This is a genomic window from Methylobacterium organophilum (assembly GCF_022179465.1).
GTDB lineage: Bacteria > Pseudomonadota > Alphaproteobacteria > Rhizobiales > Beijerinckiaceae > Methylobacterium > Methylobacterium organophilum.
On the sequence record NZ_BPQV01000006.1, the window covers coordinates 327140 to 350043 of the forward strand.

Consider the following 22904-nt stretch of genomic DNA (forward strand, 5'->3'; position numbering starts at 1 on the left):
CTTGCGATCGGCACGTCGGATCCGGCGAATATTTGGCGAAATCTAACATTTCATCGAAATGCCTCTCGAATTGGCTTGCCATCTTACGGTCTTCCGTAATACGGTAAGACATCGGAACAGAGGCAGGGATCCGCTCCCCCGCGCAGGGCAAGCGTCGATCCCGCCCGGCTTCAAGTATTTGCAAGATCATTTCAAATATTGATTGCAATCAAAGAATGCGCGGTCATGGCCGTGCATGGCAATTCGTGTGTCCGGCGCTGTTCGAAGCGACGATCCGCGTAGTGCCTGTTCAATGAATGCGAGAAACGCTCGATCCCTCCCGTGCGGCAACCTTTTCACGGTCTCCGCGCGGTGAGCGCAAGCCCGACGACGGGGCGTGCGCGGTCGGACCGAAGGCCGGGGTCACCCCATTCATCCTCCGTGGGCCGACTCGGCCGCGACACGGATCCCGTCACCCGGACAGGCGAGAGGTAGCGCACCATGAAGTCGATGAAGCTGGCAGCCGTTCTCGCTCTCTGTGCGGGCGCAGGCCCGTTCTGGGAGCATCCCGCCCGCGCCCAGGACCAGGGGACGCAGGAGATCGATGCCGAGCCGAGCCCGGTCAATCGCGAGCAGCCGATCGCGGTGCCCGACCCGACGCCGAATCCCGAGCCGTCGACCGCGATCGGCAAGTTCACCTTCGGCGGCGCGTTCCGGATGCGCTACGACATGCGCTTCGACGATGTCAGCCGGGGCGGCGTCCCCAAGACCTCGGAGCACTTCTCCTTCGATGCGCTGTCCCTGAAGGCGGTCTACGATTCCGACACGATTTTCGGCGCGGCGCAGTATCGCTTCTACGGCGGCAACTTCCTCTACGGGCCGCGCTTCGGTTACGACGGCCATCCGGGCGAGGTGAACTTCCCGATGTGGGCCTATATCGGCCTCAAGCTGACGCCGGAGGACAGCCTCACTGTCGGCATGAATCAGGTGCCGTTCGGCCTGACCCCGTACTTCTCCAACACCTTCCTCGGCTCGCTCGGCTTCGTGATGGGCGTCGAGGAAGTCTACAATCTCGGGCTGAAATACGCCCATGTCGAGCCGGACTTCAATTACCAGCTCGGCTTCTATCCCGGCGCCAACCCCAACGCCTTCGGCCTGAGCCGCGACAGCGCGCGCTATTCGACGAACGTCGTGATCGCGGACAGCTACATCCCGTTCGGGACGCGCAACAACGAAGAGAACATGTTCATAGGCCGGGCGGAATACTTCCTCGTCAAGAACGAGGTTGCCTCGCTCGCGCTCGGTGCCTCGCTCTGGCATTCGAACATCTACAATTTCGACACGCGCCAGACCGGCTCGAAGCAGCTCGAAAGCGTGCATCTCAACGCCACCCACGGCCCCTGGGGCTTCAAGGCCGTGTATGTCCGCCAGGACATCGATCCGAGGAACCCGATCCGCAACGACCTCCTGACCGTCGGCGGCTTCGACGTGTCGTACAACATGGCCACGCGCGGCAACTTCGTCTCGGCCGACATTTCCTACAAGGTCGCCGATCCGATCGGCCCGTTCACGATCGTGCCCTATCTGAACTATAGCGCCTACTTCAAGGACCGGGCCGATTTCAAGACGTCCGAGCGCTACACCCTCGGCACGATCTGGACACTGACGGCCGACCCGAGCCTCGTGATCTATACGGAAGGATTGTTCGGCCGGAACGATCCCTATGTCGGCGCCGGGCAGTACACGAGCGGTCTCGCCATGGGCGGTGACAGCAAGTGGAAGAAGGCGATCTTCATCAATATCGGATATTACTTCTAACAACACTCGCTCGCCCGCGCTGGATCGAAGACCGGCCGGGCGAGCCAGCTTTCAGGCCGTCGCCCGGCCGGTTCGTGAAACGGGCGCGTGACAAGGATCCGAGACTCCATGGCCTATCCGAACACCGGACTGCAGATCGGGGGCACCTGGATCGCGGCGGAAGCCCGCGCGGCGCTCCCGGTCGTCAACCCGGCCACCGGCGCGGTGATCGGGGCGGTCGCCAAGGCCACCGCCGACGATCTCGACCATGCGCTGGCCGCGGCCAAGCGCGGCTTCGCGGCCTGGCGGGCCGTCTCCGCCCTCGAACGCGGGCTGATCCTGCGCCGGGCCGCCGAGCTGCTGCGCGCGCGCGTCGAGACGATCGCCCGGCTGATGACCCTGGAACAGGGCAAGCCCCTGCGCGAGGCGCGGGTCGAGACGCTGGCCGCCGCCGACACCCTGGACTGGTTCGCCGAGGAGGGCCGGCGCGCCTATGGCCGGGTGATCCCGGCGCGGGCCGAGGGCGTGATGCAGACGGTGATCCGCGAGCCTGTCGGGCCGGTCGCCGCCTTCACGCCCTGGAACTTCCCGCTCAATCAGGCGGTGCGCAAGGTCGCCGCCGCTCTCTGCGTCGGCTGCAGCGTGATCCTGAAAGGGCCGGAGGACACGCCGGCGAGCTGCGCCGCGCTGGTGCAGGCGCTGCTCGATGCCGGCGTGCCGGGCGAGGCGCTCGGCCTGCTCTACGGCGATCCGGCCCCGATCTCGGCCTACCTGATTGCGGCGCCGGAGATCGCCAAGATCTCCTTCACCGGCTCGACGGCGGTCGGGAAGCTGCTCGCGACGCTGGCCGGCACCCACATGAAGCGGGTGACGATGGAGCTCGGCGGGCATGCCCCGGCGATCGTCTGCGCCGATGCCGATCTCGAACGGGCGGTCGAGATCCTGGCCGCCAACAAGTTCCGCAATGCCGGCCAGGTCTGCGTCGCGCCGACGCGCTTCCTCGTCGAGCGGCCGGTCTACGAGGACTTCGTCGAGCGCTTCGCCGCGCGGGCGGCGGCGATCACGGTCGGCGACGGCCTCGACGAGGCCACGCAGATGGGTCCGCTGATCCACGAGCGCCGCCGCCGCGCCTTGGAGGAGCTGATCGCCGAGGCCGAGGCCGCCGGCGGCCGGATCGTGACCGGGGGCAGCCGCCCGCACAACCAGGGCTTCTTCCTGGCACCGACGGTGCTCACCGAGGTGCCGACGAGCGCCCGCATCCTCAACGAGGAGCCGTTCGGCCCGGTCGCGACGGTGGCGGCCTTCTCGGATCTGGACGAGGCGCTGGCCGAGGCGAACCGCCTGCCGTTCGGGCTGGCGGCCTATGCCTATACCCGGTCGAGCCGGACGGCGTCGCGGCTGGGGTCCGGCCTCGCCTGCGGCATGCTCGGCATCAACCATCACGGCCTGGGCCTGCCCGAGACGCCCTTCGGCGGGGTGGGCGATTCCGGCTACGGCAGCGAGGGCGGGCCGGAGGCCCTGGAAGGCTACCTCGCGACGAAGTTCATCACGATGGCAGCGTAGGGCTCTCCCCTCGCGACGGGATGCCCCTTGGCCGCCCTGCCGCGTCGACACCAAAACCCCGCCCTTCGGGGCGGGGTCGGGAAGCGTGCGATCGGGGTGGCTCCGAGCCGTCGTCGTGACGCACCCTAGGCGGCGCGCACCGTCGCCAGGAAGCGCTGAACCTCGGCGGACAGATGCTCGGATTGGCGTGAGAGTTCCGAGGCCGATACCAGCACCTGGCTGGCCGCCGCGCCGGTTTCCTCCGAGGCCTGGGCCACGCCGGTGATGTTGTTCGTGACCTCCGTGGTGCCGTTCGAGGCCTCGGCCACGTTGCGCACGATCTCCTGCGTCGCGGAGCCCTGCTGCTCGACCGCGGCGGCAATGGTGGAGGCCACGGCGTTGATCTCCTGGATCCGTGCCGTGATCGCGCCGATCGCACTGACGGCCTGCCCGGTGGAGCCTTGCACCTCGCCGATCTGACGGGCGATCTCGTCCGTGGCCTGGGCGGTCTGGTTGGCGAGTTCCTTGACCTCGGCGGCGACCACCGCGAAGCCGCGCCCCGCCTCGCCGGCCCGGGCCGCCTCGATGGTGGCGTTCAGGGCGAGCAGGTTGGTCTGCCCCGCCACGGTCGAGATCAGCTGAACCACGTCCCCGATCTTCGCCACGGCCGTGCTCAGGTCATGCACCAGGGAGGCGGTCTGATCGGCCTCGCCGACCGCCCGCCGGGCGAGATCCGACGAGCCGGAGACCTGCCGGCTGATCTCCTGCACCGAAGCGCCGAGTTCCTCGGCCGCCGACGCGACCGTGCTGACATTGGCCGAAGCCTCCTCGGCCGCCTCTGCGACGGTGCTCGACTGGCTGGCGGTCTGGGTCGCGGTCACGGTCATCTGCTGCGCGGTGGCCTGCAGCTCGGTCGCCGCGGACGAGACCAGCCCGACGATGCCGCCCACGGCCCGCTCGAACTCGTCCGCGAGTTCCATCATCGCGCGCTTGCGCTCGGCCGCGGCCGCGGCCTCCGCGATCTGCTTGCGCTCGGCCTCTTCGGCGGCCCTCTCGGCGACCATCGCCTTGATGCCCTCGACGGCCCGGCCCACGTCTCCGATCTCGTCGCCGCGCGCGGCCTCCTTGATCTCGGCCTCGATCTCGCCCCTGGCCATGCGCTGGAGGACGCCGACCAGGCTCCCGAGCGGGCGCGTGATCCCGAGGACGGAGACGAGCGCGGCGGCGATCAGACCGATCATCAGTCCCAGGGCGCTGAAGATCATGAGGTTGTGGCGGGTGGCGTTCGTCTGCACGGTCAGGTCATCGGACGCCCGCTGCACGTAAGCGACGATCTGGTCGCTCAGCTTGCCGGTGTTCTTGGCAAGATCCAGGAAGATCGGATCGACCGCGCGGTGCATGAGCGCCAGCGCGTCGCCGTTGCGCTGCAGGTTTGCCAGGCGGACCGCCTCGGAGGTTTCGAGGACGAAGGCCTCGATCCGCTTTTCGAGATCGGCGATGTCCGATCCGAACGTGGGTGCTTTCGCCTTCAGGTTCTCGAAGTCCTTGCGCAGCGCCGGCCGTGCCCTGTCGAAGCCGGCGCTGGCCCGTTTCATCTCCTCCGTGTCGGTCTCGGCAATGAGGCGGTAGATCCAGTAGTTCAGCTCGAAGAGGCGTCGATCGATACGCTGCGTCGTCGCCTCGGCACGGGCGTCACGCTCGAGATACACCGTGTAGGCGTCGTCGATCCCCGTCATGCGCGTCTGCGCATACCAGATACAGGCGCCGACGGTCAGTCCGATCAGGACAATAGCCAGCGAAAGCTTGGGAAGGATTCGAAACCGAGCCAGCAGCGGCATGCAGACCTCAATCATGAGAGATCGTGGTCTGATACAATGGGTTCTTCACTGGTCCCATTAATATGATCTGCTCAAATCTCCGTATTAACTCATGCCTAAATAGAAATTCCGCAAAATCACATGTAATAGTTGTTTTGGTGAAATGGTGCATGGTCGCGCCAGTGGCCGTTCGCGTACAGTCTCATGTGCGCAAGACTTCACCATCCCCGGCCGCAGAACCGCACCGGCTCCGATCGATCGCCTCCGGGAGGCAGCCCGGCGGGATCATGGGACGGCTCCTGCAGACCCGGTCGGGGGGCATGCGATGGTTCGCGCCTTTCGGCGGCCCTGCACGGCGGGCCGAAGCCTGTCCGTTCGAGGCCGCCAGGACGTCGAGCCTCACCGTGGCGCGATCGTCCTCGGCCGGGCCGTCCAGAGGCGCCACGGGCGAGCCCGCCTCTGCCGTCGCGGCAAGTGTGTGCAGGATCAGGTCTTCGAGGACGACCTCCATCGACAGGCCCGTCCTGCGGGCGTGCCGGGACAACAGCTCGTAGGCCGCGGCGGATGTGCGAATACGATGGGTCATGCGACGCGCCCCGAACCCTTGCCAGCGCAGGATGTGCGGGTGAACGGCCACGCTGGTGCTTGGCTCCGTCAAAGGGTCTCGCGCCTGCCGGGATGGGAAAGGAAACGTTGCGCAGCCAACCATCGGTCCGTGCCGTTCCGATATCGCGCCTGACGGCCAGGGTTCGGGGCGCTGCCGTCTCCGGCCGGAGGCCATCCTGCGTCGCGCAATCCTGCCTCCGCCGGCGCGCGGAGGATCCGAACCCGGCGAAGCCGTTCCCCGAGGCTCACCGCCAGCCGAGCGCCGGGGCGACCTGCGTCAGGATGGTCTCGATGACGTGGGCATTGTAGGCCACGCCCAGCTGGTTCGGCACCGTGAGGAGGAGCGTGTCGGCCTCGGCGATCGCCTCGTCGGCCCGGAGCGCCTCGACCAGGGCCTCCGGCTCCGCGGCGTAGGAGCGTCCGAAGACCGCCCGCATGTTGTCGATGATGCCGATCTGATCGCTGTTCTCGCCGCGCCCGAAATAGGCGCGGTCGAGGTCGCTCACGAGGGCGAAGATCGACCGGGAGACGGAGACCCGCGGCTCCCGTGCATGGCCCGCCGCCTTCCAGGCCTGCCGGTAGCGGCGGATCTGCTGGGCCTGCTGGATATGGAACGGCTCGCCGGTCTCGTCCGCCTTGAGGGTCGAGCTCTGCAGGTTCATCCCCTGCCCCGCCGCCCATATGGCGGTGGCGTCGGACGCGGAGCCCCACCAGATCCGCTCGCGCAAGCCTTCGGAGTGCGGTTCGAGGCGCAGCCGTCCCGGCGGGTTGGGAAACATCGGTCGCGGATGGGGTTGGGCGAAGCCCTCCCCCTTCAGCAGGTCGAGAAACACCTCGGCATGCCGGCGGCCCATCTCCGCGTCGCTCTCGCCCTCGGCCGGCGCGTAGCCGAAATGCCGCCAGCCCTCGACGACCTGCTCGGGGGAGCCCCGGCTGATGCCGAGCTGCAGGCGCCCGCCCGAGATCAGATCCGCCGCGCCGGCATCCTCGGCCATGTAGAACGGATTCTCGTAGCGCATGTCGATGACGCCGGTGCCGATCTCGATGCGCCGTGTCCTGGCGCCGATCGCGGCGAGCAGCGGAAAGGGCGAGGCGAGCTGCCGGGCGAAATGATGGACCCGGAAATAGGCGCCGTCCGCTCCGAGTTCCTCGGCCGCCACGGCGAGGTCGATCGACTGCAACAGGGTGTCGCGCGCCGAACGCGTCGCCGAGGGCGATGTCGGCGACCAATGCCCGAAGGACAGGAACCCGATCTTCTTCATCGCTTCACTCGTTTCACGGCCCGGCGCGACTCCCTTACGCCACCGGCTCGGCCGCGCGAAATGAGCGGACTATCCCTATGAGCGGATGGTCTGCCTGCGCCGCAAGAGCTGCGCCATGACCGACCATCGATCCGCCGGATCCCGTCGGTGTTTCCTGGGAGGACTGCGCGGCGGCACGGCGATTACGCCGGCAAGGTCAGGCGTGCTTCGAGCCCGCCGAATTCGGATGCCGCGAGCGCGACGGACCCGCCATAGAGCTCGGCCAGCTCCATGGCGATGGGCAGGCCGAACCCGTGGCCCGGCCGGCTCTCGTCGAGGCGGCGGCCTCGCATCATCGCCTCGGCTCTGGCGGCCTCGTCCAGGCCCGGCCCGTCATCCTCGACCCGGACGACGACAGCGCCGCCCTGGCGCGCCGCCCGGATCCGCACGCGCCCACGGCACCATTTGCACGCATTCTCGGTCAGATTTCCCAACATCTCGTCGAGATCCTGCGGGTCGCACGCGACCGTGAGACCGTCGGGCACCGCGGTGACGACGTCGATGTCCTTGTCGGCATGGAGGCGTACCAGCGCCATCGACAGGTCGGCCACCTGCGCGGCGAGGTCGGCCCTGATCCGGGAGGGGCCGGCAATGGCGGCGGCCCGGGCACGGCGCAGGTGATGGCGGATGCGCCGGTCCATGCCCTCGACATGCCGCGCCAGGCCGAGATCGCGCTCGGAGCCGGTCTCGGCGAGCGCCATCGCCAGGGTCGCCAGCGGCGTCTTCAGGCCATGGGCCAGATTCGCGACATGGGCCCGGGCATGCTCCAGATTGGCCGCGTTCTGGGCGAGCAGCGCGTTCATCTCGGCGACCAGGGGCCGGACCTCGGCCGGCTGCGGACCGGGCAGCCGGTCGAGCCCGCCGGCCCGCACCGCCGCGAGCTGGTCGCGCAGCCGGTGCAGCGGGCGCAACCCGAGGCGGATCTGGAAGACGACGCCGGCGAAGAGGAACAACCCGATCAGGCCGAGGCAGACGGCCAGCGTCCGCAAGGCCTCCAGGACCGGCCCGCGCAGGGCCGCGGCCGGGGCCGAGGCGGCGTAGACGGTCGGAGGCGCGCCGCCCTGACCCGGCACGGCCAGCACCCGCAGGATCAGGCTGTCGCCCCACGGGCCGATGCCGTCCGCGGATACCGGGGCATCGTCCTCCAGGCGCTCCGCTGGCAGCGCCGGAACGGCGAGAGCCCGGCTCTCCAGGGAATCGGAGCGCAGAACCGCCTCGCCGCGGCGCACCTGCCAGTACCAGCCGGAGCGGGGCCGGTCGAAGGGCGGTCCATCCCGGTCGCGCCCCAGGGACAAGCCGCCTTCGGCCGCCGGGCGCAGATCCGAGACCAGGGACAGAAGGCGGTCGTCGAGCCGGCCGTCGACCTGCCCGCGGACGAAGCGGTGCAGGATGAAGCCGATGGACAGGCCGGCGGCGACGAGCGCGATTCCCAGGAACGCGCCCGCCGCCAGCAGGAGGCGGCGCTGAAGGGAGCCGGACCCGCCGAACGGCCGCAGCCGCGACGGCAACCAGGCGCGGGAGGGCGCCGGCGGATTCACGCGGCGCCCGCCGGCATCAGCCGGTAGCCGTACCCGCGCACGGTCTCGATCGCGGCCGGGGCGATCTTGCGGCGAAGCCGCGTGATGATGACCTCGACCGAGTTGGAATCGACCTCGGCGTCGCCGTCATAGACCCGCTCGATCAACTGCCCGCGGGGCACCACCGCCTCCTTGCGCAGGATGAGCGTGCACAGCACCCGCCATTCGAGCCCGGTCAGGCGCAGGGGCAACCCGTCATGCTCGAAGGTGCCGAGGCCGGCGTCGAAGGTGAGCGGGCCGCAGGCGACCCGGGCGGCGCCGTTGGCCTGGGCGCGGCGCATCAGGGCCCGCAGCCGCATCACGAGTTCCTCCACCCGGAACGGCTTGACGAGGTAGTCGTCGGCGCCGGCCTTGAAGCCCGCGACCTTGTCGCTCCAGCCGTCGCGCGCCGTGAGGACGAGGACCGGCATGGTACGCCCGGCGGCCCGCCAGCCCTGCAGCACCGAGACGCCGTCGCGCTGGGGCAGGCCGAGATCGAGCACGACCGCATCGTAGGCCTCGGTCTCGCCCAGGTGCCCCGCATCCACGCCGTCCCGCGCCAGGTCGAGGGCGAAGCCTTCGGTGCGCAGAACCTTGGCGAGCTCTGCGGCGAGCGCCTCGTCGTCCTCGACCAGCAGGATCTTCATCGCGACCCCTTCCCCCTTGATGGCGCCCCTATCGGTGGCCCTTTAACCGAACCTGAACGAAGTGGTTCAGGGTGGGTTTCGGCCCCTGTCCTAGACGTTGGTCACCCGAGAGGGACGACAACGAACAGGAAAGCCAATCATCATGAGCGACGACAAGACTATCGAGGGTCAGGCGCAGGAGATGCCGCAGCAGGCGGCGTCCCCGGCCCGGCCCCATCGGAACCGGCGCGGTCTCGTGGTCGGTGCCATCGCCGCGCCGCTCGCCCTCGGCGCCATCGGCCTCTCCCTGGCCAAGCCCGGCCCGTCGGTGACGCCCACGCCGGTGGCACCGAGCGCGATCTCGGCGCTGGCCCCGTCCGGCGCCATCGCGGCCAGGGGCGAGGTCGCCGAGGTCTTCGGCAACAAGTTCGTCATCCAGGACGCCACCGGTCGCGCCCTGGTCGAGACCGGCCGCGACGGGGAGGACGGCAAGCTCGTCAAGAAGGGCGAGACCGTCACCGTCCAGGGCCGCTTCGAGAAGGGCTTCCTGCACGCCAAGCTGATCACCGGCGCGGACGGCAAGCAGACCGTCCTAGGCCGGCCCGGCGGCCCGCCGCCCGGGACCGCGGACTGGGCGAAGGACAGGCTCGGCCTCGGCCCCGCGCTCGACCTGCCCGGGCTGACCGCGGCGGTCGAGAAGGCCGGCTACGGCGATGTCCGGATCATCGGCCGCGGCCCCCGCCACCTGGAGGTCGCCGCCAAGGGCCCGGACGGCGGCGAGCGCCTGCTCCATGTCGACTTCGACGGCCGCATCCGCGAGCGGCCGCTGCTCTGACGCCGCCCTACCCGGGCGCGCCGCGCGCGAAGGTGAGCCGACGAACCGTCGGCTCGTCCTCGCGGAGAGGGCCTGCCGTCGCTCGCTGCGCCTCCGCAGGACGGGCCGAGGACAAGCCGGACGCGCCGAACCGCAGCGCGCTCATGGTTGCGCATGGCAGAAAAGACCCTCGACGCCAGCTTTCTCGGAGAAAACAATCGAAGATCTCGATCGTGTTGCCGTAATAGCACAGTGTTATGCAACTAAAAAATGTGACTTGCATGTCACATTCGCGTCATCCGCCAAGATTAATGCGCCCTCAAGGCCAATAGATAGGCCATGAGCGGGTCATGACGAAGAAATTTATTTCGCTTTTGCTCGCATCGACGGGTATGATTCCGATCGGTGCCCTCGCACAACAGGTGCCGACTGCGCCCGGCATCGGGTTCGCGAACAGCACCTCGGTCAATCCGGGAACCGTGATCCCGCGCCTCCTCGACGCCTATGTCGGGCTGATGGCCGGCAATCCTGCGGTCCTGACGCAGAACTATCAGACCGTCATTGCCATGACCCAGGGCCGGACGGCGGATCAGACGCTGGCCGCGATCCATGACGACCGGACCGGCCAAGCCTACAGCATCCTGAACGGGCTCGGGCCGCTGACCTCCGCCTATCTCACCGGGGCAGGCGCCAGCTTCACCGGCACGAAGCCGAACGCCCTGACCCCGACGACCTACGCGACGACCAAGCTTTCGGATTACGCCGCCAACCTCAACGCCGGCTCCGACGCCAATGGCGGGAGCACGACCTTCGGCAACGGCAGCGCCACCCCTCTCGCTGCGGCGGTCGCCTTTATCGACAACACGGTCCGGGCCAACGCCTCCACCGAGCCTTCGAAGCGCGTCTTCGGGCGCTACCAGGGCGCCAACCCGGCGATCGATCCCCTGGATTCCCGCTTCAACACCTACAACGCCGCGACGAACAGGCGGGGCCTGTCGGCCGCCGACACGGCCGGCATGGTCGTGCCGGGCTATCTGTCGAACTTCACGGTGCCGGCGGTCTACGGGACGACGGAACGCTGGGTGAAGGGCTTCACCGTCACCCAGGCGATGATCGACGCCAATGGCGGGCGTCCGCTCACGGCGCCCAATGTCGGGTCCTACGATTCGACCGGCGCCTTCACGCCCACGACCTTCGGCGTCGGCGACTACGTCCCGGGCATCGGCACCTCCCCGCGCCCGTTCCGGGTCTCGACCAGCGTGGCCGTGCCGACGCTGCTGAACCCCCGGGTCAACGGCACCAACGCCTACGCGGATGGCGGCTTCCCGAGCGGCCACACCAATTCCGGCTATCTCCAGGCCCTGGGCGTCGGCTTCCTCGTGCCGCAGCGCTGGCAGGAGATGCTGACGCGGGCCTCCGAGCTCGGCAACAACCGCATCCTGGCCGGCATGCACTCGCCCCTCGACGTGATGGGCGGCCGGATGCAGGCGACGGCCATCGCCGCCACCAACATCTATGCCGCGCTCTACGACGACCAGGGCAACCGGGTCGACTGGACGAACCCCGCCAACACCAAGGCCTATGCCGTCTACCAGGCCTACCAGCAGACCCAGGCCTATCTGGCGGCGAGCTGTGGCGCGGTGAGCGTCAATGCCTGCCTCGCCAATGCCGCGGCCTCCGGTGCCGCCGATGCCTTCGGCGATGCCGCCCGGAACAAGGCCGATTACACCGCGCGCCTGACCTACGGCTTCCAGCCCGTCGGCCCGAGCGCGCCGATGACCGCGGCGGAGGTGCCGGTCCAGGCGCCGGTGCTGCTGCTGACCCGCTTCCCCTACCTGACCGACGCGCAGCGCCGGGAGGTGCTGGCGACGACGGGGCTGCCCTCGGGCTACCCGCTCCTGAGCGGCAACACCTATGACGGCTGGGGCCGGCTCAACCTCTACGCGGCCATGGACGGCTACGGCGCCTTCAACGGCACGGTCACCGTCACGATGGATGCGGCCCAGGGCGGCTACAGCGCCCTCGACACCTGGAAGAACGACATTTCCGGCAGCGGCGGCCTGACCAAGGCCGGCAGCGGCACGCTGATCCTGACCGGCCGGAACAGCTATGCCGGCGGCACCGCCGTGGCGGGCGGCACCCTGGTCGGCTCGGCAACGAGCTTCGGCTCCGGCGCCATCGTCGACAATGCCAGCCTGATCCTCGACCAGGCCGGCGACGCCGCCATGGCCAACCCGATCTCCGGCACGGGCAGCCTGACCAAGATCGGGGCCGGCACGCTCAGCCTCACCGGCACGAGCACCTTCACCGGCGCGACCGGCGTGGCCCAGGGCCGTCTGGCGGTGAATGGCAGCCTCGCCGGCTCCCTCGTCACCGTCGGCTCCGGGGCCAGCCTCGGCGGCACCGGCACGGTCGGCGGCGTGGTCGCGACCTCCGGCGCCACCGTGGCCCCGGGCAATTCCATCGGCACCCTGAACGTCGCCGGCGCCGTGACCTTCGCGGCCGGTTCCGTCTACGGCGTCGAGGCCAACGCCTCCGGCCAGTCGGACCGGATCGCCGCCACCGGCAGCGCCACCCTCAACGGCGGCACCGTCCAGGTCACGGCGGCCGGCGGCACCTACGATCCGCGCACCCGCTATACCATCCTCACGGCGGCCGGCGGCGTGACGGGGCAGTTCGCGAACGTCACCGCGAATCTCGCCTTCCTCTATCCGACGCTGACCTATTCGGCGGATGCGGTCGCCCTGAACCTGACGCGCAACGACATCGCCTTCTCGACCATCGCCCAGAACCGGAACCAGGCCGGGGTGGCGGATGCGATCCAGGCCGGCGGCCCGAACACCGCCCCGTTCCAGCGCACCGTCGGCCTCACGGCCTCCGAGGCGCAGGCAGCCTTCCAGGCGCTCTCGGGCGACGTGCATGGCAGCACCGTCTCGACCTCCTACGCCACCGCCTTCTTCGTGCGCGAGGCCATCCTCGACCGCCTGCGCTGGGGCGCCACCCCCGGCACCGCCGAGGGCCTGAACTACGGCAGCCTGCCGGCGACCTACACCGCCGACCTGCCCGGTCGGGCGGCGCCGGTCGTCGCGATGCCCGCCCGCCTCCTCGACCCGCGGGTCTTCGGCCTCTGGGGCCAGGGCTTCGGCAGCTTCGGAACGGCGCGCTCGGACGGCAACGCGGCGGGCTTCGACCGCCAGATCTCGGGCTTCGCCCTCGGCGCCGATGTCAGGCTGGAGAACGGGATCAAGCTCGGCGTGGTCGGCGGCTACACCACCGCCAGCCTCGACACGACGGGCCGGCTGCAATCCGGCACGATCGAGGGCGCCTATGGCGGCGTCTATGGTGGCTACGAGGTCGGGCCGGTCTCGCTGCGGCTCGGCGCGACCTATGCCGATGACGGCATCCGCACCCGCCGCACCGTCGCGGTGGCGGGTCTCTCGGACTCGGCCAGCGCCCGCGCGGGCGGGGCGACGATCCAGGGCTTCGGCGAGATCGGCTACCGCTTCTTCCTCGGCGCGGAGGGGCCGGCGCCGCTCCTGTCGAAGGACGGCCCGGTGCCGGTCCAGGCCGGCGCCAGCTACATCGAGCCGTTCGTGGGCGGCTCCTATGTCGCGATCGGCCGCGACCGCTTCGTCGAGACCGGGGGCGTGGCGGCGCTGACGGGCTTTGCCCGCGACTACGACGTGGGCGCGGTCACCGCCGGCTTGCGCGGGCAGACCGCGCTCGGGTTCGAGGCCGGGGCGCCGCTCTCGGCCCACGGGCTGGTGGGCTACCGCCGCGCCTTCGGCGACGTGGTGCCGGCGGCCCTGCTGTCCTTCGGCAACGGCCCGACCTTCCTGAGCGCCGGCATCCCGATCGCCCGGGACGCCCTCGTGGCCGAGGCCGGTCTCGACCTGCGGGTGGCGCCGAACGCGACCCTCGGCGTGGCCTATACCGGCCAGGTCGGCGACCGGATCCAGGACCATGCGGTGAAGGGCAATTTCACCTGGCAGTTCTGACCTGCCGGCCTCCGGGCCGCGTCGCGACGGCCCCCGCGGATCGCGCGGGAGGCCGTCGCGGCGTCTCTCGGGTTGTTGGGACGGCATTCCGGCGGACCGGGGGACGCTCCCGGACTGCGCTCAGCCCGAGGCGGCGCGGATGGCCTCGCCGAGGGCTTCGGCCGTCGCCGCCCCGTCATGGCGGGTGTCGTTCACGTAGAATGTCGGCGTCGCATGGACGCCGAGCACCGAGGCCGCCCGCGTCTGGACGAGGGTCACCGCCTCGTAGAGGGCCTGGTCGTTTAGGGTCGCCTCGAAGCGCTCCCGGCTGAATCCGGCCTGGCGCATCAGGTCGCGAAGCGCGTCGAGGGGCTCGGGCACGAATGCCCAGAGGGCCTGCTTCTCGAAAAGCAGGTCGGTGATCGCGTAGTAGTGGCGGTCGTCGCCCGCCCGGGCGAGCATGAAGCCGGCCGTGTCGAGCGGGCTCAGGGCGAAGCCGCGCAGGGCGAAGCGCAGCTGCCCGGTATCGACCCAGCGCGCCTTGAGGGCCGGCCAGGTCCGCGCGTGAAATGCCGCGCAATGCGTGCAGGTCACCGCGGCGTAGGCGATCAGCATGACCTTCGCCGGCGGCGCGCCGATCCAGACATCGCCGAGCGGACCGGCGAGGGCGGCGTCGCCGACGGAGGGGGCGGGCGCCGTCCGGGACCCTGTCACCGCGGCCAGGCCGAGGGGCGCGAGCCCGACGGCCGCGGCGGCGAGCGCGGCGCGGCGGGTGATCCGGGGCGGTGTCGATCGTGGGACGGGGGCCATCCGACGCTAGGCTCCGCGGGTGGGGGGCGCCGGGGCGAGGCGTCCGTGCCGGTCGCCGCGAGAGGCCGCGACCCCGGGAGGGGCCTGCCCCGTGGCCGCGTGCATGGCCCGCGGGGCCGCCCTGGCGCCGCCACCGTGGCCCGTCATCGACGCGAGCACGCCCATGGCGAGGGCCGTCGCGACCTGCCAGAGCGGCGATGAGAGGTTGGATGACGCCATCTGTCCGTTCCTCCGGCGTCGCGCCGCCCGTGACCGGTTCGTTCGACGGGGCGCATCGTCGGATCTTCGGAATTCCGCCGTGTGACCGGGCGTGAAGCCCGTGTAACGTTTTGTGACAGCGGCCGCTTTCGCGTTGCCGGCGCGCGCGGGCCTCCTATGGTCGGTTCATGCACGACGGCACCACCATCGCCATCGTCGAGGACGATCCCGACATCCGTTCGCTGCTAGCGGGCTTTCTGGAGGGCGAGGGGTTCCGCGTCGTGGGCTTCGACGGCGGCGCGAGCCTCGACCGGAGGCTCGCGGCGGGGCCGGTGCCGGACCTGATCGTGCTCGACTGGATGCTGCCCGGCGAGGACGGCCTCTCGATCTGCCGCCGCCTGCGCGAGGCGGGCGGCCCGCCGATCATCATGCTGACGGCCAAGGACGAGGATATCGACCGGGTGCTCGGCCTGGAGATGGGGGCCGACGACTACGTCTCGAAGCCCTTCAACCCCCGCGTGCTGCTCGCCCGCATCCGCGCGGTCTTGCGCCGCTCCCTCGTGAACAGCGCGCCGGCCTCCGAGGCCGAGCCCGAGCGGCTCGGCGTCGCCGATCTCGTCGTCGATCTCGCGGCGCGCCGGGTCACGAAGGGCGAGGCCGCCGAAGAGATCCTCCTCACGAGTGCGGAATACGACCTCCTGCATTGTTTCGTCACCCGCCCGCAGCGCGTGCTCTCGCGCGACCAGCTGCTCGACTGGACGCGCGGCCGGACCGCCGACGCCTTCGACCGCACCATCGACGTGCAGGTGAGCCGGCTGCGGCACAAGCTCGGCGCCGCCGGCAGCGGCGCGGCGGCCCTGCTCAAGACCGTGCGCAACGCCGGCTACATCCTGGCCGCCCCGGTGAAGCCCGCGCCATGATGGCGCGGATCGGCCTGCTCGGCCGGATCATGCTGCTCCTGCTCGGGGCGCTCTCGCTGCTCGTGCTCGTCACGGTCACGATCGATCGCTGGCAGATCGCGCACCGGCCCTTCCCCTGGGACAGCGGCTTCCCGCGCGTCGATCAGGCCGCGCATATCATGACCCTCCTGCGGGACACGGACCCCTCCCTGCGGCCGGCCATCCTGAGGGCGGTGAGCGGCGAGGCCTTGCGGGCCGAGATCGCCGACCAGCCCCCGCCGGAGGCCGCGCTGATCCGCGAGCCGCGCCTCGAGGCGCGGCTGCGGCGGCTGACGGGGGACACGGACGGCCGGATCGCGGCCTTCACCAGCAGCGCCCTGCTGCGCCGGGGCGTGGATGCGGCGGATGTCGGGGACCAGGACCGGCGCCGGCCGATCGGCAGCCTGTCGCTGGCGACCTACCGGCTCGCCGATGGCCGGATCCTCGTCATCTCCGCCATCGTCCGCCACCGCTCGCTCATGCCCTGGTTGCTCGGGCTGCCCGTGAGCCTCTGGGTGGCGATCCTGGGCGTGGCGGTGGCCGGTCTCGTCCTGGTCGGGGCGCGCCACGAACTCACGCCCCTGCGTCGCCTGACCGAAGCCGTGTCCCGGTTCGACGGCCGCGTGCCGGAGCCGGCCATCCCGCCCCAGGGCGCCCCGGAGATCCGGCATCTCGCCCGGGCCGTGCAGGCGATGCAGGAACGCATCGTCGGCCTGATGGCCGAGCGCTCGCTCCTGATCGGCGCCATCTCCCACGACCTCAAGACCTACCTGACGCGCCTGCGTCTGCGGGCCGAGGGCGTGTCGGAGCCGGAGCGGCGGGAGCGGCTGGTCGAGGACCTCGATGCGATGACGGCCCTGATCGACACCTCCCTCGGCTTCGCCCGGGGCACCGCCATCGGCGTGGAACGCTCGGCGGTCGATCTCGCCGACCTGGTCGCGGTGGAGGTCGCCGAGCAGGCGGCGCAGGGAATCGCGATCCGGCTGATCGGCGAGGACGTGCAGGATGCGGTGACCGTGGGGGACGCGGTCGCCCTGCGGCGCGTCCTCGCCAACCTGATCGAGAACGCCGTCAAGTTCCGCCGCTCCACCGTCGCCGTCACCGTGCGCCGCACCGGCGCGGTCTGCGCCGTCGTCGTCGAGGATGACGGGCCGGGCATTCCGGAGGCGGAGCGGCGGGCGGTGTTCAGCCCCTTCTATCGGGTCGAGCGCTCCCGGAGCCGGACGACCGGCGGCACCGGCCTCGGCCTCGCCATCGCGCGGCAGATCGCGGAGGCCCATGGCGGCACTGTCGCCGCCGAGGCCGGCGCCCTCGGCGGCGCGCGGCTCGTGCTCACCCTGCCCGCGCTCGCCTGAGGCCGCCCTCGCCTCCCGCACCGACCGGGAAGCCGGATCCAGGTCGAGAGGATAGGGTTCGAGGCTCGACCCCGCGACCGTCCGCGGTTATCATTCTATGTTAATACGGCCATGCGAGGCTTGAGGCTCGCTGAAGGTCGTCTCATGTCGCTGTTCCGTATCGTCGGTGCCGTGCTCGCGCTGGTCAGTCTCCTGCCCGCCGCCCTGGCGCAACCGGCGGAACCGACCTCCGTGGGATCCGGCGTCACCTATCAGTTCCTGGCACGCTGGGACGCCGACAGGCTCAACCATATCCTGACGACGGACATCCCGGCCTTTTCCGGCATTCCGGTGAGCTACAGTCCGGCGCGCAACGCCGTGAAGCTCTACCGGGTGACGTATCCCTCGGTCGTGCCCGAGCGCGGCAACAAGAGGATCGTGGCGACAGGTCTGATCGCCGTGCCGGATACCGCCGAAACCGCCTTCCCGATGGTCTCGTATCAACACGGAACGGTCTACGGGAAGGAGCAGGTTCCCTCCTTTCCCGAGCAGTCGCCCGAGACGCAGCTCATGATCGCGCAATTCGCCGGTCAGGGTTATCTCCTGATCGGCGCCGACTACTTCGGTATGGGCTCGTCGACGGAGCCGGAGGGGTATCTCGTCAAGGGCAGCCACCAGCAGGCGACCTACGACATGCTGCTGGCCAGCCGCGCGGTGCTCGCCGACCTCAAGCTCTCGGACACCAAGCTGTTCCTGAGCGGCTGGTCGCAGGGCGGCTTCGTCACCCTCGCCATGCTCGAGAAGCTCGAAGCGAGCGGCCTGGCCGTCAAGGCCGCGACGACGGCCAGTGCCCCGGCGGATGCCGCCGCCGCCTTCCAAGGCTTCCTCGGCTTTCCTCGCAAGATCGACGCGAGCTGGATCCCGACGATCTTCATCCTGACCGCCTTCTCCTACGAGAACTACTACGACGTGCCGGGCCTCGCGCAGAGCCTTCTCACCGAGGAGACCTACGAGAACGCCCGCCGGGCTTATCTGCGCCTGCCCTTCGATCAGGCCGCCATTCCGACCAATCTGCACAAACTGATCCGACCCGAATATTTCAACCTGCAAGATTTCGCCAACTCTGCCTTCGGACGCCTTGTCGCGCAGACTCAGGCCTATCGCTGGGCCGTGAGGACGCCGGTGCGCACCTTCTACGGCCTGACGGACGAGGCCATCCGGACCGAGATCGGTCGATTGCCGATGACCTGGCAGCAGGCCCTCGGCAATGACAAGATCGAAGCGGTATCGACCGGTGACACCACCCATCGCGGAACCTTCGCGAAGGCCGTCCCGCAGTGGAAGAGCTGGTTCGACGGGCTCTGAACAGCACGATCGCCGGCGCGCCGCCTCTCGGTACGCCCCAAGGCTCGTTACAAAACGTTACGCCTCGGCACGGGCCCGTCACATCCGGGAAGAGGCCGAGGGCGAACCTTCGCTCACCCGTGGCGGCGTCCCTGCCGCCCGGGGCGGAGCCGGAAACCGGCTTGCCCATAGGAGCAGAAGGAATTCGTCGATGGTGAAGGCCCTTGTCCCGGCCGCCCTCCTCGCCACCGTCCTCGCGGCCCCGGCCTCGGCCCTGCCGCTGGTCCAGGATGCCGTGTCCGCCGGAGGCGGTGAGGCGCGGATCATCCAGGTCTATGGCGGCTGCGGCCCCTACGCGCATCGCGGCCCCTATGGCGGCTGCCGGCCCGGCGGGCAGTGGGGCGGCTATGTCCGCGGCGTGTCCTGCCCGGCGGGCTTCCACATCGGTCCCTATGGCCGCCGCTGCTGGCCGAACTGACCTCCCCGTCCACCCGGCCTCCGGCCGGACGCGCAAGGAGCCCGTCATGATCCGCAAGCTCGCCCTGCCCTTCGCCCTCTCCCTGGGGCTTCTCGCCGCCGCCTCCGGCGCCGAGGCCCGGGACGGATGCGGCCCCGGCTTCCATCGCGGCTATTACGGTTGGTGCCGGCCGAATCTCGGCGTCCGCGCCTACGGCTACGGGCCGGTCTATCCCCGCTTCGGCTATCACCGCTGGCACTACGGCTATCGCTACCGCTGGCACCGCGGCTACGCTTGGCACCGCGGCGGTTACCGCCATGCCGGCTGGCACGGCGGGTGGGGCTGGCATCGCCGCTGGTAGGCGAGCCCGCGACGAGGTCGGCTCGGGAAGATCCGGCGCCCGACCGGCCCTCCCCTCGCTTCCCGGAGGCGGACGGCCGCCTTTCCTGCTAGGAGGCTCGCTCGATTCTCCTTCCCGAACGAGCGGGCAAGAACGAGCGGGCAAGACGGATGAAGGCCATCGCTTCCCTCGCGCATTACGCGCATCACGTCCTGGACGATGCCGAGATCGCCGGGCTGCCGAACCGGTACCGGGGCAAGGTCCGCGACAATTACGACCTCCCCGACGGCCGCCGGATCCTCATCGCCACCGACCGGATCAGCGCCTTCGATCGCCCGCTCGCCGCCATCCCCTTCAAGGGGCAGGTGCTGACCCAGACGGCGCGCTTCTGGTTCGAGCGGACCGCCGATCTCTGCCCGAACCACGTACTCGACTATCCGGACCCGAACGTCGTCGTCGGACGCCGCCTCGCGATCCTGCCGGTCGAGATCGTGGTGCGCGGCTACCTCGCGGGCACGACCTCGACCTCGATCCTGACCCGCTACCAGCGCGGCGAGCGCGCGATGTACGGCCACCGCCTCCCCGACGGCCTGCGCCCGAACGAGCGCCTGGCGGAGCCGATCATCACGCCGACGACGAAGGCCGCGGACGGGGCGCATGACGAGCCCCTCACCGCGGCGGCGATCCTGGAGCAGGGGCTGCTCACCGCCGCGCAGTGGCGGACCGTGTCCGAAGCGGCCCTGGCCCTGTTCGCCCGCGGCCAGGCGCTCGCGGCCGAGCGCGGGCTCATCCTCGCCGACACCAAATACGAGTTCGGGACCGACCCGGAGGGACGGATCGTGCTCGCCGACGAGGTCCATACCCCGGACAGCAGCCGCTACTGGTTCGCGGCGAGCTATCCCGAGCGGTTCGCGGCCGGGGCCGCCCCGGAGAGCTTCGACAAGGACTACATCCGCAGCTGGGTCGCGGCCCGCTGCGACCCCTACCGGGACCCGATCCCGGAGATCCCGCGCGCGGTCGTGCTGGAGGCCGCCGCGGTCTATATCCGCGCCTACGAGACCATCACCGGCGAGACCTTCGTCCTTCCCGATCCGGCCGAGCGTCCCCTCGACCGCATCCGGGACAACCTCGCGCGCTACCTCCGGGACGGCGCCACGGGCGGGGCGCGATAGGGGCTGAACGCAATCAGCGTAGCCTTATGAAGGGCTGCTTTGGGTGGCGAGCGGCCCTTGGCCTGGCCCACCAGCCCACTTCTTCTTCGCCTCCTCCTTGAGCTACATACTCTGTCCACTGACAAGCTAGGCGTTTAACTCCCTACCAGCTTCTTCGACCAACCTATGCAATTCTGCGCCAATCCGCATCGCCAGTATTTGGTAGAAGAAGATTATCTCGGACAGATCCGTAGAACTGAACAGGATGGTGTCTCCTGCTCTGTAAATCTTCTCTCGCACCACAGCCTCGGCACTTAGAGTCGTGCCAATGTCCTCTTGGCGTACTTCGAAGGGGTGTTCACGCTGAAGAAGCTGCCGTTCGCCGCTATGTAATGTCTGATATATATCCTGACCGGGCCATCTGATTGGCATTGTGTCACCGTCAGTCAACCTGCGCTCTGTCACTAACCCGCTATCATGAGCCAGACAGTTTCGAGCGTTGCCGAGCGACCTAAGGTACCGAGACTCATCGAGATGGCTCTGGTCTGTGTGGCCGGCTGGCGAGTGAAATTGTTCATGAACTGTCCACGTGTTAGCCAAGTTAGGCTTATGAACAAGGCAAAGGGTTCGGTGCGTTTTGAAATGCTCCAAATCGGCTATTGTCTCGATGGACGATACTACAAAGCGTTGATAATTCTGGTCCAGTTCGATCAAAGCCTGCCCGATTACCCAATTGCGGAATTGTTGCTGATAAGCCGGCCGCTGTTCCTCCGGGATTGGGTCTGGAACACCTACTGAAAGTTCTATGGGAGCCTTAAGACGGACCGAACTCAAAGGCGTGCCTTCTGCCGCATTAACAGCGTAACCGAGGAATACGGCGGCCCGCTGTAGCGCGTCGCGCATCGGCCTCTCATGAGAGGCGAGATCTACGATGATCGACGGTTGTCCGGCGCTCGCGGAATTGTCTCTGATGGCTGATACCACGGCAATTTCTTAATCAGTCAGTGATACGCTCTCTGTCCGGCGTCCGATAATGCCTCGGTCCGGACTTTAATGGCGAGCTCGGCTCAACGTCCGACATGAGTCGAAAGCGGTCACTAATAACGGCCAAGCTGATTGAGTTCATACCATAGAGCAGTAATCCGGCCTAGCGACGTCGGGCCAGCGGGACTCTGCCGCGCGGCGCCTCGACCGCAGGTCGGCCCCGGACCCGTCCCGCCTCTCGCGCGGTTCCTGGCAGGAGCGAGCCTCTGCGCGGGACCGGAATGCCGAAGAACAAGGGACCTCAGCCTGCCACCCCCCGGATCGATGGGGCGGCCCCGCCCCTCGATCCGGAAAGCGCCCTCGCCGACTCCCTTGCCGGTCGGGCGACCTGCGCCCCTCCCCTGATCCATGTCGCCCGCGACCGGCGCCGTCTCGACCGCATCGCCGCCGCCCTGCGGGCCTTCTTCCCGGGGATGTCCTATGCCCTGCTCCCGGAATGGGATTGCCTGCCCTTCGACCGGGTCTCGCCCTCGCGCGTGACGATGGGTCTGCGCACCGGCGTGCTGCGCTGGCTGACGGACAGGGCGAACCTGCCGCGGATCCTGCTGACGACCCCGCCCGCCCTGATCCAGCGCGTGCCGCCGCCGGGGACCTGGGCCGCGGCGCATCGAGAGTTCCGGGCGGGCGATGCCATCGTGCCCGTGATGCACCAGCCGATCCGCACCGGGCTGGCGCCCTTCGCCCCCGACACCGTGCGGGCCGCCCTGCGGTGCGAGCGCCGCCGGGGCGGGCGCAGCTTCGTGGTCTGCCGGGGCGACCGCCTGATCGCGACCGCGGCCGGTGGGGATCCGGCCGCCGGCCTCGACTGGGCCCGGACCTTCCTGGACGCGCTGGAGGCGCCGCCGGAGGGGGCCAGGGCGCGGTCGAGCGCGCGGGCGGCCGCATGAGCGGGGCGGCGGGCTCTTGAAGGCGGGTGGAGCGATGGGATTGCAGGACAGGGTCGGCTTCGACGCGATCCGGGAGCGCGCCTACGAATTGTGGGAGCGCCACCATCGGCCGGACGGCTGCGAGATGACGTTCTGGCTCATGGCCGAACGCCTGCTCGAGGCGGAGCGGGCGGCCATGTCGGTGGCGGCGCCCGAACCGGACGAGAGCGGGCCCAAGGGGGATGGCGGATCCGGCGCGAGCGACGCCGTGTAAGCGCGGCGGCCGGTTTCGGGTTTCGGAGCCGGCTTGAGAAACGTGTTGACGTGCGGTGAGGGTGTGCCTATACCCGGCTCATCGGCGCCGGCCGCGGGAGTGGACCGGTTGCTGCGGCATCTTCTGGTGATGG

General features: G+C 69.6%; 20 protein-coding genes. 12 read left to right on the plus strand and 8 right to left on the minus strand.

The genetic code is table 11. From position 1 onward, the window contains the following. The first annotated feature begins 480 nt into the window (after positions 1-480). Both MFF21_RS12675 and MFF21_RS12680 read left to right on the plus strand, forming a co-directional pair. Positions 481-1797, plus strand: a complete 1317-nt coding sequence (locus tag MFF21_RS12675; protein WP_238311472.1) for a hypothetical protein — start codon at positions 481-483, stop codon at positions 1795-1797. A gap of 108 nt (positions 1798-1905) precedes the next feature. Then, complete coding sequence (locus tag MFF21_RS12680; RefSeq protein ID WP_238311473.1) at positions 1906-3339, plus strand: NAD-dependent succinate-semialdehyde dehydrogenase; 1434 nt, start codon at positions 1906-1908, stop codon at positions 3337-3339. Between the two features lie 125 nt (positions 3340-3464). Here MFF21_RS12680 and MFF21_RS12685 read toward each other — a convergent pair whose 3' ends face one another. The 5 genes from MFF21_RS12685 to MFF21_RS12705 all read right to left on the minus strand — a co-directional run bounded on the left by MFF21_RS12685 (position 3465) and on the right by MFF21_RS12705 (position 9245). After that, positions 3465-5156 carry a methyl-accepting chemotaxis protein gene (locus tag MFF21_RS12685; protein WP_238311502.1) on the minus strand — a complete coding sequence of 564 codons (1692 nt, stop codon included), beginning with the start codon at positions 5154-5156 and terminating at the stop codon, positions 3465-3467. Between the two features lie 181 nt (positions 5157-5337). Next, positions 5338-5721 (minus strand): hypothetical protein, encoded by a 384-nt coding sequence (locus tag MFF21_RS12690; protein ID WP_238311474.1) that lies wholly within the window; start codon positions 5719-5721, stop codon positions 5338-5340. 265 nt (positions 5722-5986) lie between these two features. Then, a complete protein-coding gene (locus tag MFF21_RS12695; protein WP_238311475.1) occupies positions 5987-7003 on the minus strand; it encodes an LLM class flavin-dependent oxidoreductase in 1017 nt (338 codons plus the stop codon). 182 nt (positions 7004-7185) lie between these two features. After that, complete coding sequence (locus tag MFF21_RS12700; RefSeq protein ID WP_238311476.1) at positions 7186-8580, minus strand: sensor histidine kinase; 1395 nt, start codon at positions 8578-8580, stop codon at positions 7186-7188. Next, positions 8577-9245, minus strand: coding sequence for a response regulator (locus MFF21_RS12705; protein WP_238311477.1), 669 nt, complete (start codon positions 9243-9245; stop codon positions 8577-8579). The genes MFF21_RS12700 and MFF21_RS12705 overlap by 4 nt, the downstream gene beginning before the upstream one ends. A 142-nt stretch (positions 9246-9387) precedes the next feature. On the opposite strand from MFF21_RS12705, the gene MFF21_RS12710 reads away from it, so the two are divergent. Next, positions 9388-10059, plus strand: coding sequence for a DNA-binding protein (locus tag MFF21_RS12710; protein ID WP_238311478.1), 672 nt, complete (start codon positions 9388-9390; stop codon positions 10057-10059). 458 nt (positions 10060-10517) lie between these two features. After that, positions 10518-14036: an autotransporter domain-containing protein gene (locus MFF21_RS12715; protein ID WP_238311479.1), complete on the plus strand. Its 3519-nt coding sequence runs from the start codon at positions 10518-10520 to the stop codon at positions 14034-14036. 120 nt (positions 14037-14156) lie between these two features. Here the strand turns inward: MFF21_RS12715 and MFF21_RS12720 are convergent, their stop codons facing one another. Continuing rightward, the gene (locus MFF21_RS12720; RefSeq protein ID WP_238311480.1) at positions 14157-14825 is read right to left on the minus strand and encodes a thioredoxin domain-containing protein; all 669 of its coding nucleotides are present in this window, start codon (positions 14823-14825) and stop codon (positions 14157-14159) included. Between the two features lie 6 nt (positions 14826-14831). Continuing rightward, positions 14832-15044: a hypothetical protein gene (locus tag MFF21_RS12725; RefSeq protein ID WP_238311481.1), complete on the minus strand. Its 213-nt coding sequence runs from the start codon at positions 15042-15044 to the stop codon at positions 14832-14834. Between the two features lie 167 nt (positions 15045-15211). Between MFF21_RS12725 and MFF21_RS12730 the strand changes: the two genes are divergently transcribed. The 6 genes from MFF21_RS12730 (at position 15212) to MFF21_RS12755 (ending at position 20608) form a co-directional block, all read left to right on the plus strand. Further along, complete coding sequence (locus tag MFF21_RS12730) at positions 15212-15943, plus strand: response regulator (RefSeq protein ID WP_238311482.1); 732 nt, start codon at positions 15212-15214, stop codon at positions 15941-15943. Beyond that, complete coding sequence (locus MFF21_RS12735) at positions 15940-17316, plus strand: sensor histidine kinase (protein WP_238311483.1); 1377 nt, start codon at positions 15940-15942, stop codon at positions 17314-17316. Before MFF21_RS12730 ends, MFF21_RS12735 begins: the two co-directional genes overlap by 4 nt. A 144-nt stretch (positions 17317-17460) precedes the next feature. Then, entirely contained in the window at positions 17461-18660 is a 1200-nt protein-coding gene (locus MFF21_RS12740; protein WP_238311484.1) for an alpha/beta hydrolase family protein, read from the plus strand. Between the two features lie 190 nt (positions 18661-18850). Beyond that, positions 18851-19117 carry a GCG_CRPN prefix-to-repeats domain-containing protein gene (locus MFF21_RS12745; RefSeq protein WP_238311485.1) on the plus strand — a complete coding sequence of 89 codons (267 nt, stop codon included), beginning with the start codon at positions 18851-18853 and terminating at the stop codon, positions 19115-19117. Positions 19118-19163: 46 nt separating this feature from the next. Next, positions 19164-19457: a GCG_CRPN prefix-to-repeats domain-containing protein gene (locus MFF21_RS12750; RefSeq protein ID WP_238311486.1), complete on the plus strand. Its 294-nt coding sequence runs from the start codon at positions 19164-19166 to the stop codon at positions 19455-19457. Positions 19458-19606: 149 nt separating this feature from the next. After that, complete coding sequence (locus tag MFF21_RS12755; RefSeq protein WP_238311487.1) at positions 19607-20608, plus strand: phosphoribosylaminoimidazolesuccinocarboxamide synthase; 1002 nt, start codon at positions 19607-19609, stop codon at positions 20606-20608. A gap of 126 nt (positions 20609-20734) precedes the next feature. On the opposite strand, the gene MFF21_RS12760 is transcribed toward MFF21_RS12755, so the two are convergent. After that, the gene (locus tag MFF21_RS12760; RefSeq protein ID WP_238311488.1) at positions 20735-21571 is read right to left on the minus strand and encodes a hypothetical protein; all 837 of its coding nucleotides are present in this window, start codon (positions 21569-21571) and stop codon (positions 20735-20737) included. 281 nt (positions 21572-21852) lie between these two features. Between MFF21_RS12760 and MFF21_RS24115 the strand changes: the two genes are divergently transcribed. Then, on the plus strand, positions 21853-22518 hold the full coding sequence (locus MFF21_RS24115) for a P-loop NTPase family protein (RefSeq protein ID WP_373324997.1): 666 nt from the start codon (positions 21853-21855) through the stop codon (positions 22516-22518). A gap of 40 nt (positions 22519-22558) precedes the next feature. Then, entirely contained in the window at positions 22559-22771 is a 213-nt protein-coding gene (locus tag MFF21_RS12770; protein ID WP_238311489.1) for a DUF2934 domain-containing protein, read from the plus strand. Positions 22772-22904: the final 133 nt, after the last annotated feature.